An 8,511-nucleotide genomic window follows, 5' to 3' on the forward strand; every position below is an offset into this window, starting at 1 on the left:
GGCGGGACCCGGGCGACGGCCCCGCCCCCGGCGCGCACCCCGGCGCCGGCACCCGCCGCCTCCGCGTCCCGCCTCTCCACCAGCGACCTGGGCTCGCTCGGGTGGCCGGTGGACGGCCGGATCCTCTACCGCTTCGGCCGCACCACCACGCCGAGCGGGACGGTGCTCCGCTGGAACGGGGTCGGGATCGGCGCGGCGAAGGGGACCCCGGTGAAGGCCGTGGAGGCCGGCACCGTCGCGCTGGCGGAGCCGTTCGAGGGGTACGGCCCCAGCGTGGTGGTGAGCCACGGCGGCGGCTACTACTCGCTCTACCTCTACCTGGACGAGGTGCGCGTGGCCGAGGGCGCCGAGATCGCCCGCGGCCAGGTGGTCGGCACGGTGGGCGGCGAGGGGACGCCGGAGGGGACGCACATCGAGTTCCAGATCCGCGCCCCCGGCGGCCAGGCGGTGGATCCGCTGGCGTGGCTCAGGAAGAGGTAGAACGGAAGTGCGTGAGTGCGAAAGTGCGGCCCCCTCCCGGCTCGCCTTAGGCTCGCCACCCTCCCCCGCATGCGGGGGAGGGTTTCTTGTTTTGGGGCTCTCTGCCCTTCCCCGCCCCTTGTGCGGAGGGAGACTGCCGGGGCAGTTTCCGGCAGGCTCACGGAGCCGGAGCGGAGACCGGGGGTAGTATCCCGGGCTCCGCGACCCGCGCAGGAGACAGGCCGGCCGTTTGGCCTGGCTCCGGAGCGGCCCCAACACAGAACGCAACAGCACGGCTGGAGTAACGAAACGATGCCGCTGATCCCCCTGCAGGGACATGAGACGATGCGGGCCGCGCTCGCGGCCTCCGTGCGCGACGGGGAGCTGCCGCATTCGCTCCTGCTGCACGGGGCGGAGGGGATCGGCAAGGAGCGCTTCGGGCTCTGGCTGGCGCAGCGGATCGTGTGCGAGGACTCCCAGGGCGGCACCGAGCCGTGCGGGGCTTGCCTCCACTGCCGGCTGGTGGCGCGGCTGGAGCACCCGGACGTGCACTGGTTCTTCCCCCTCCCGCGCCCCGAGGCCACCGGGCCGGACCGGCTGAGGGAGAAGCTGGAGGAGGCGCGCGCGGTGGAGCTGGCGGCACGGCGCGGCGACCCCTTCCACGTTCCCAGCTACGACCGGGCCCCTTCGTACTTCCTGGCGGCGATCCGCACCCTCCAGGAGCTGGCGGGGAACCGGCCCGCCATGGGGTCGCGCAAGGTGTTCGTGGTGGGCGACGCGGAGGCCATGGTGCCCCAGGAGTCCTCGCAGGAGGCGGCGAACGCCTTCCTCAAGCTCCTGGAGGAGCCGCCGGCCGACACGACGCTGATCCTCACTTCGTCCACCCCGGGGGCGCTCCTCCCCACCATCCGCTCGCGGGTCCTCCCGGTGCGGCTCCTCCCGCTGGCGGCGGAGGAGGTGCGGGACTTCCTGGTGCGCCGGAAGGGGATGCCGGAGCGGGAGGCGGAGGGCGTCGCGGCGCTCTCCGGGGGGGCGATCGGGAGGGCGCTGCGCCTCCTCCCGGTGGGTGACGCGCCGGGGCCGCTGGAGAAGCAGCGCCAGGCGGGACGGTCGCTCCTCATGGCGGCGGTGGCGGATTCGCCGACGGCGCGGCTCGCGGCGGCCCTCGCGGAGGCGCCCACCGGCGGGCGCGGCGAGTTCACCGGGACGCTGGAGGCGTTCGCCGTCTGGCTCCGCGACCTCATGGCCGCGGCCACCGGGGCGCCCGAGCACGTGGTGAACGCGGGTGATGTGGAGACGCTGTCCCAGGTGGTGCGTCGGCGGGACATCCGGCCGCTCGGCGTGGGGCGGGCGCTGGACCGGGTGCACCGGGCCATGGAGCTCGCCTCCGGGAACGTGAACCCGCAGCTGATCCTGGCGGACCTGCTGCGCGGGGTCCGGTCGGACCTGCTGAACGCCGCGTGAGGGCGCCGTGACCGCGGGCGGCAGCGGCTTCACCCACCTGGACGCAGAGGGGCGCCCGCGGATGGTGGACGTGGGGGAGAAGGAGACGACCCGGCGCGTGGCCGTGGCGGAGGGACGCATCGTCACCAGCGCGGAGACGGTGCGCGCGATCCGGGAAGGCACCACGCCCAAGGGGAACGTGCTGCTGGTGGCGCAGATCGCGGGGATCACCGGGGCCAAGCGCACGGCCGACCTGATCCCGCTCTGCCATCCCCTCCCGCTCACCTCGGTGGAGGTGGAGCTGGAGGCGGACGAAGCGCTCCCCGGGGTGCGCGCCACCGCCACCGCCCGGGTGGACGGGAAGACGGGAGTGGAGATGGAGGCGCTGACCGCGGTGGCCGCGGCGCTGCTCACGGTCTACGACATGTGCAAGGCCCGGGACCGGGGAATGCGGATCGAAGCTATCCGGTTGGTACGTAAGGAAGGTGGCCGCAGCGGGGCATGGGAGGGGGCCCCGGAGTAGCCGCGGCGGGCACGGCGCTTGCTCTGCGGAGGGTAACTCTAGCCCGGAGGCGCTATGCAGTCTCTTCTCCTGAAGCTGCAGGCCGACGTCGCTGCGCGTAAGCAGCCACGGACGGAGATCTGGCCGGCAGTTCGGGGCGCGACGCTCGGGATCCTGCTCTTCGTGTTCGCGTTCCAGCTGGGAGCAACCTCGGTGGAGCCGGACGGGTGGGCCGTGGAGTGGCAGCAGCGGTTCCTGGCAGGGGACGCCCGCCTGCAGTCGCTGGAGGGGCAGATCGACCTGCAGCGGCTGCAGATCGAGCGCCTGGAGCGGATCCACGCCAACTCCGCGAAGTACGGGATCTCTGCCGACCTGGCGGCCTCGATCGAGGAGATCGCGCTGGCGGAGCAGATCGATCCCGAGCTGGCCTTCGGGCTCGTGCGGGTGGAGAGCGAGTTCAACCAGCGGGCCGTCAGCCCGGTGGGGGCGGTCGGGTTCACGCAGCTCATGCCGGAGACGGCGCGCTTCCTGGCGCCCGGCATCTCCCGGGGAGAGATGTTCGACCGGGACACCAACCTGAGGCTCGGCTTCCGCTTCCTGCGGATGATGATCGAGAAGTACGGGGGCGACGTCCAGCTCGCGCTCCTGGCCTACAACCGCGGCCCGCACCGGGTGGACGGGCTGCTGAAGGCCGGCCAGAACCCGGACAACGGCTACGCCCGCATGGTGCTGGGCAAGGCCCGGTAGGACCCGGGGACGCAGAACGTTCGCGCCGCCGCACGGAAGCTCCGTGCGGCGGCGCGCTGCGTATGGGACCGGGCGGCGCGGGGGCTTCAGTCGCCGGTCATCAGGTAGTTGCCCATGACGCGGTTGGTGGCGTTGAGCACGGCGATGGCCGCGGACTCGTGCGGGCTCTCGCGCGCCAGGGAGGCGCCGATCAGCGGGCCGCGCCCGTGGTCGGCGTGCAGGAGCACGGCGACCAGGTCGGTGTCGAAGGCCCGGAGCGTCCGGATCCCCACCAGCCGGAAGCGCAACGCCTCCCCCACCAGCGCCCCGATGCTCCGGAGCGTGGCGAGGGCCGCGAGGCGCAGCTCTACGGTGTCGCCGCTCTCCCCCTCCACCTGCTCTTCGTAGACGCACCCCTCCCACTCCAGCGACACCGTTGCGACGGCCCGCCCCGCGGCGGGCCGGTGGAGGGTGGCGCCCCGGAAGCGGACGCGGCGCGCCGGCTGGGGGGCCGCCAGGAAGGATACGTGCAGCTGAGCGGTGCCGCGGTCCAGGCCGTGGCGGGCGAGCACCGCCCCGGCCTGCATCTCCAGGCGGGCCGGCTCGCCCCGCTCGCACACCAGGTGCACGGCCAGCGGAGGTCCGTCGAGCAGGGCCGCGCGCACTCCGTCGAGCGACTGGAGCTCGGCGCGCAGCCGGTCCCGGCCGGCCTCGTCGAGTTCGGGGGAGGTCATGGACACGAGATTCCGGGTGAGTTGCACCGGAACGTACGGCTCCGCCCGCCGCGGTGTCAAGAAAAACGGAGGCGCGGCTCAGAGCCGCGCCTCCGTGAGGGCCGGGCGGGACCCGGGTCTCCGTCAGAAGCGGAGGAGCGCCCCCACCCCCCGCAGGTCGCCCACCTGGCCGGGATCCGTAAAGGCGATCTCCACCCCCTGCCCCTCGGCCATGCGGACCAGCTCCTCCACCGCGTCCACCTCCTCCAGCTCGCTGGACCCGCAGTACGAGCACCGGTCCATCCCCCGGGCGTAGACGAAGTCGCACTGCTTGCAGCGGGCGCCGTCCTGGCTCTGGTCGCGCGCGATCACCACGGTGTCCACCTTCCCCTCCTGGAGCGCGGTGAGCGTCCCCTGGAGCCCGGCGGTCGCCAGGTAGTCGTGCGCGACCCGGTCGCGGACGCGCTCCACCACCTCCTGCCGCTCCCGGTCCTCGTGCGCGTCCAGGTGCGGCTGGAGCCGACTCAGGATGTCGGTGGTGCTGTCGTCCACCCAGGCGTTGCCTGTGTACACCACCTTCTCCTGGAGCTGCTCGGTGAGGAACTCGCGGAACTTGGCGACGTTCTCCTCCGTCCCCAGGATCACCAGGTCGTCCGGCTTGTACCGCGACACGAAGACCTCCACCTCCTTCGCGAACTCCTTGAAGAAGTGGCGCATCTCCTCCGCCTTGCGGCGCTGGTAGCGGGCCTGCGAGTACCCCCCGGCCTGGACGTGCGAGGGCGCCGGAATCGGGTCGCCGTGCACCTCGATCTCGTCCAGGAGCGTCCCCAGGTAGACGCTGAGGATGCGGACGTGCTCGCGGTCGAGCAGGATCACGCCGTGATGGTGGTAGCTCTCGATCACCTGCGCCAGCGGTCCGATCACGGGGCGCGGCGTCAGGAGCGCACGATTCTGCACCGGGACCGGGAACTGGAGCGCCTCGAACCAGCCGCCATCGAGCTCGGTGTAGATGACGACGCCGCGGTTCTCCTCGTCGAACTCGTCACGGAGCCACTCGCGCACACGCTCGAACGTGTCCGCGACGGCGGGAGCCCTGCTCCCGTCCATTTCCTCGAACTGCGCCTGCCGCTGGCTGAGGAAGACGTTGTGGGTCCGCTTGTTGTCGGAGTTGACCGACATGTCGAGGAAGAGCGAGAGGACCGGTTGTTCGCCGTCCTGCCGCTGGATCAAGCGCTCGATGTCCTGTTTCGTGATCATGGTCCGTCGGGTGGAAGTGGAGGGTCGTCGACCTTCCGGTCTTCGGCTGAGAGGGACCTGGGTAATGCAATTGTCTTGCCTGCTCCCCCGCGGGAGCGCGCGGTGGACACCCTGCGGTGCGCCGGACGTGGCGGAAATGAACCGATCGGCGGAAAGACCATGGCGGCGACCGCGGGTCGGCCGGGTGGACGGCCGTCGGGGATCCGGCTGGCGTGGAACGGCACGGGGGCACCGCACGGGTGTCCGTGCGGTGCCCCCTCCATGCGCCCCGCCCTCCCCCGCTACCGCCCGATCCAGTAGCTCGCCTTGATGACGAAGATGTTGTCGGGGCGTTGCCGGAAGATGGCGTTGGCGTCGCGCCCGAAGTCGAAGTCGCCGAACGGCTCGCTCCCCGCGCGCTGCTGCTGCCAGACCAGGAAGAGCGTGGAGCCCGGGCGGTACTCCCAGCGGAGCACCGCGTTCCCCCGCAGGGAGCGCACGTTGAGGTCCGGGTTGCGGAACGAGAACGCCTGGGCGGAGCGCTCCGAGGCCACGGCGCAGTTGCCGTTCGGGTCCGCCGTGTAGCGGCCGGCTGCCGCGTCGAAGCAGATCGTGCCGAAGTCCTCGCCGTAGACCCGGGTGCGGGTCGTGCGCGGCCCCTCGAACTCCTTGAACCGCGAATAGTCGCCGGCGAACACGAAGGGCTGCGCGAACAGCTCCAGCGTCAGCGTGGGCGTGAAGGTCCAGTTCAGCCGCGTGTCCATGGAGAACCGGTTCTGGTCGATGTCCGCGACCACCACCCGCTGCCCGAAGAAGTTGCTGGCCGTGGGGTCCACGCGCCGCAGCACGAACTGGGTCCCGAAGCGCTCCCGGGTGTACGTGGGCCCGAGCGAGAACTGGACGTTCGATGCCGGCTTCACCCGGACGCTGCCGCCGACCGAGGTGAAGCCCCCGTCCTGGGTGTCCACGAGGTGGTTGGCCCGCGCGGAGAAGACCAGCCATTTCCGCGAGTCGGTTCCCATCCGGCTGTGGAGCAGGTAGCCCCCCGGCCGGCGCACCACCGGCCCGCCCCGCGTGAGGCGGTCGTCGCTCACCTCCGGGTACACTTCCGTGTAGAAGGCCACGTCCCAGAAGTTGGGGAGCTGCCCCCCGGTGAAGAAGTGGAGCTGCGCCGCCGTCCGGTCGCTGTCGTAGTTGTACTGCTGCTGCCCGCCCGCGAGGGCCTGCCACCAGCGGTAGTAGGAGGTCGGCTGGTTCCACCTGCGCATGACGTTGCCCAGCATCCAGACGTAGTCCGCCCGCGTCAGGAAGGCGGCGTCGTTCACCTCGAACCCGGGGCTGCGGGTGTCGAGGGCGCCCTCCCAGTACCAGTTGCCGGCCTCCTTAGCGAGCCGCGCGTAGCCGCCGAAGCCGCGCAGCGAGGTGGCCGCCGGGTCCAACAGGTCCGAGAAGACCGCGTTGCTGCCGTTCACCCGGTCCGGCCGCTGGAAGTAGCGCGCGGACGAGCGCTGCAGCCGGGTGATGGCGAGCGGATCGCCGGAGGCGTTGGACACGGCGAAGTTGCCGATGAGGCGGTAGGTGCGGTCCTTCCACCACGTCTCCCCGTCCACCCCCACCGCCTCGGCGTGCCCGGGGATGAGCTGCTCCAGCGCCTCCGAGTCGAACCGCCTCACCACCGAGGTGGCGATGGCCCCCACGGTGGTGTTCCCGCCCCGGAAGTTCCGCCTCGCCCGCCCCACGAAGTAGTTGCTCGCCGGCTCCACCTCCTCGGTGAAGCGGTTGCCCAGCGTGTCCTGCACCAGCGCGCGACCGGAGCGGGTCACGGCGTCGAGCAGTCCCACCTGGAGCCCGCCGCGGGTGCGCCCCGTGACCTTCGCCGCGCCCAGAATGGTGCTGTTCTCGGGCGCCTGGACGAACTCCGCGCCGCGGCTGGCCACGAAGCCCTGCGGCGCCCGGCCGATGCGCCGGGAGTAGAAGAGCGAGATCGGCGAGATGTTGGAGCAGTTGAAGCAGGAGAAGTTGCCGAAGCCGAACAGGCCGCTCCCTTCCACGAAGAACGGACGCCTCTCGGAGAAGAAGGTCTCGAAGGCGGAAAGGTTCACCACCGCCGGGTCCACCTCCACCTGGCCGAAGTCCGGGTTGATGGTGGCGTCCAGCGTGAGCGTGGAGCTGAGCTGGTACTTGACGTCGCCGCCGACGCGCATGTCGTACTGCTCGCCGCTCTGGAAGGGGCTCCCGGCCTGGGTGGGCGTTACGTACCGGGCGCGGCTCAGCACGTACGGCAGCAGCTCCATCCGTCCGCGGTTGCGCGGCGCCCGCAACGCCTCCACGTGGCCGAAGCGCGCCGGCCCGCCCTGCTCCCGCCGGCCCCAGGGGCTCCACATGGAGAGCTCGTTCAGCCGCTGCGTGTACCGCCACACCTGCATCCCCCACGTCTGCACGCTGTCGCGCGGAAAGCGGAGCTGGCTGAAGGGGATCTTCAGCTCGGCCGTCCACCCGAGCGAGTCGATGCGCGTGGCCGCCACCCACACCGGGTCCCACGACGGGTCGGCGTAGGGCGAGGCCTGCCCCGCGTCGCCCTTCACCCCCGAGGGGTTGATGGTGAGGACGGTGCGGCCGGAGTGGTCGTGGTAGGTGTCGAAGACGAACTCGAGCCGGTCCGACTCCGTGCTCTGGTCGCGCCGGGCCAGCCGGGTGCGGACGCCCGCCGCGCCCAGCGAGTCGAACATCCGGGCGCCGATGTACAGCGCCTCGGGGTCGTAGACCAGGCGGATCTCGGTGCGCTGGGTGGCGGGCTTCCCCTCGTCGGGCTCCATCTGCACGAAGTCCGTGGCCGCGGGTGCGGTCCGCCACACCTCTTCGTCCAGCCGCCCGTCCAGCACGACGGGCGCGGTGCGCTCCACCGCCTGGACGCGCGGGGGTGCGCCCCCGGCGTGCGCATGGTCCTGGGCGGCCGCCGGCGCGGCAAGCGCGAGCACGAGGGCAAGGGATGCTGCGGATCTGCGCCAGGTGGGCATGGGAATGAGCCGGGTGGGAGGGCGAGCGGAAGCGGCGGAAGCGGGCGCGGGGTCGCCGGGCGCCCGGGACGGCCGTTGCTTTCCACGTTGGACGTTGCACATGCCCGATTGGTTGCAACGCAGCCTCCCGGCCCCCCGCCGGCCCCCGCCCGGTGTGGCGTCGCCCGCCTACCGCGTGGCGGCCGCGAGATGCGGTGGATAGAGGGCGATAAGATCGGCCAAGTATCCAGAGCGGGACCGCAGCACGCTCCTCCGTTCTGGATCCGCGCACGAAAAACATGAGTCATCCCGGAGATTGAGGTCCGGGAGTTGAAGCAACAAACCCTCCGATGGGTCACATCCATCGGAGGGTTTGCTGTATGAAGACGATCGCCTCGGAGCATTGCAGCGCGTCGGCTCTCGCCTCCACACTCTC

7 protein-coding genes are annotated in these 8,511 nt (G+C 71.7%); 4 read left to right on the top strand and 3 right to left on the bottom strand.

The window, feature by feature from the left end; genetic code table 11:
- From VGR37_14530 to VGR37_14545, 4 genes are all read left to right on the top strand, one after another.
- The coding region (locus VGR37_14530; GenBank protein HEV2148617.1) for a peptidoglycan DD-metalloendopeptidase family protein at positions 1-480 on the top strand (480 nt) is incomplete at its 5' end.
- 291 nt (positions 481-771) lie between these two features.
- Positions 772-1,923, top strand: coding sequence for a hypothetical protein (locus VGR37_14535; GenBank protein HEV2148618.1), 1,152 nt, complete (start codon positions 772-774; stop codon positions 1,921-1,923).
- Positions 1,924-1,930: 7 nt separating this feature from the next.
- Positions 1,931-2,425 carry a cyclic pyranopterin monophosphate synthase MoaC gene (gene moaC, locus VGR37_14540; GenBank protein ID HEV2148619.1) on the top strand — a complete coding sequence of 165 codons (495 nt, stop codon included), beginning with the start codon at positions 1,931-1,933 and terminating at the stop codon, positions 2,423-2,425.
- Positions 2,426-2,479: 54 nt separating this feature from the next.
- The gene (locus tag VGR37_14545; protein ID HEV2148620.1) at positions 2,480-3,151 is read left to right on the top strand and encodes a transglycosylase SLT domain-containing protein; all 672 of its coding nucleotides are present in this window, start codon (positions 2,480-2,482) and stop codon (positions 3,149-3,151) included.
- Between the two features lie 86 nt (positions 3,152-3,237).
- Here VGR37_14545 and VGR37_14550 read toward each other — a convergent pair whose 3' ends face one another.
- From VGR37_14550 to VGR37_14560, 3 genes are all read right to left on the bottom strand, one after another.
- Positions 3,238-3,864, bottom strand: coding sequence for a hypothetical protein (locus VGR37_14550; GenBank protein ID HEV2148621.1), 627 nt, complete (start codon positions 3,862-3,864; stop codon positions 3,238-3,240).
- 123 nt (positions 3,865-3,987) lie between these two features.
- Positions 3,988-5,100, bottom strand: coding sequence for a VLRF1 family aeRF1-type release factor (locus tag VGR37_14555; protein ID HEV2148622.1), 1,113 nt, complete (start codon positions 5,098-5,100; stop codon positions 3,988-3,990).
- 281 nt (positions 5,101-5,381) lie between these two features.
- Positions 5,382-8,057 carry a DUF5916 domain-containing protein gene (locus VGR37_14560; GenBank protein ID HEV2148623.1) on the bottom strand — a complete coding sequence of 892 codons (2,676 nt, stop codon included), beginning with the start codon at positions 8,055-8,057 and terminating at the stop codon, positions 5,382-5,384.
- Between the last annotated feature and the right edge of the window lie 454 nt (positions 8,058-8,511).

The sequence above is a fragment of the Longimicrobiaceae bacterium genome (assembly GCA_035936415.1).
Lineage (GTDB): Bacteria > Gemmatimonadota > Gemmatimonadetes > Longimicrobiales > Longimicrobiaceae > JAFAYN01.

Coding starts and splice junctions, on each gene's coding strand:
- VGR37_14535 (HEV2148618.1), top strand. CDS start 772: ATGCCGCTGATCCCCCTGCAGGGACATGAGACGATGCGGGCCGCGCTC.
- VGR37_14545 (HEV2148620.1), top strand. CDS start 2,480: ATGCAGTCTCTTCTCCTGAAGCTGCAGGCCGACGTCGCTGCGCGTAAG.
- VGR37_14555 (HEV2148622.1), bottom strand. CDS start 5,100: ATGATCACGAAACAGGACATCGAGCGCTTGATCCAGCGGCAGGACGGC.
- VGR37_14550 (HEV2148621.1), bottom strand. CDS start 3,864: ATGACCTCCCCCGAACTCGACGAGGCCGGCCGGGACCGGCTGCGCGCC.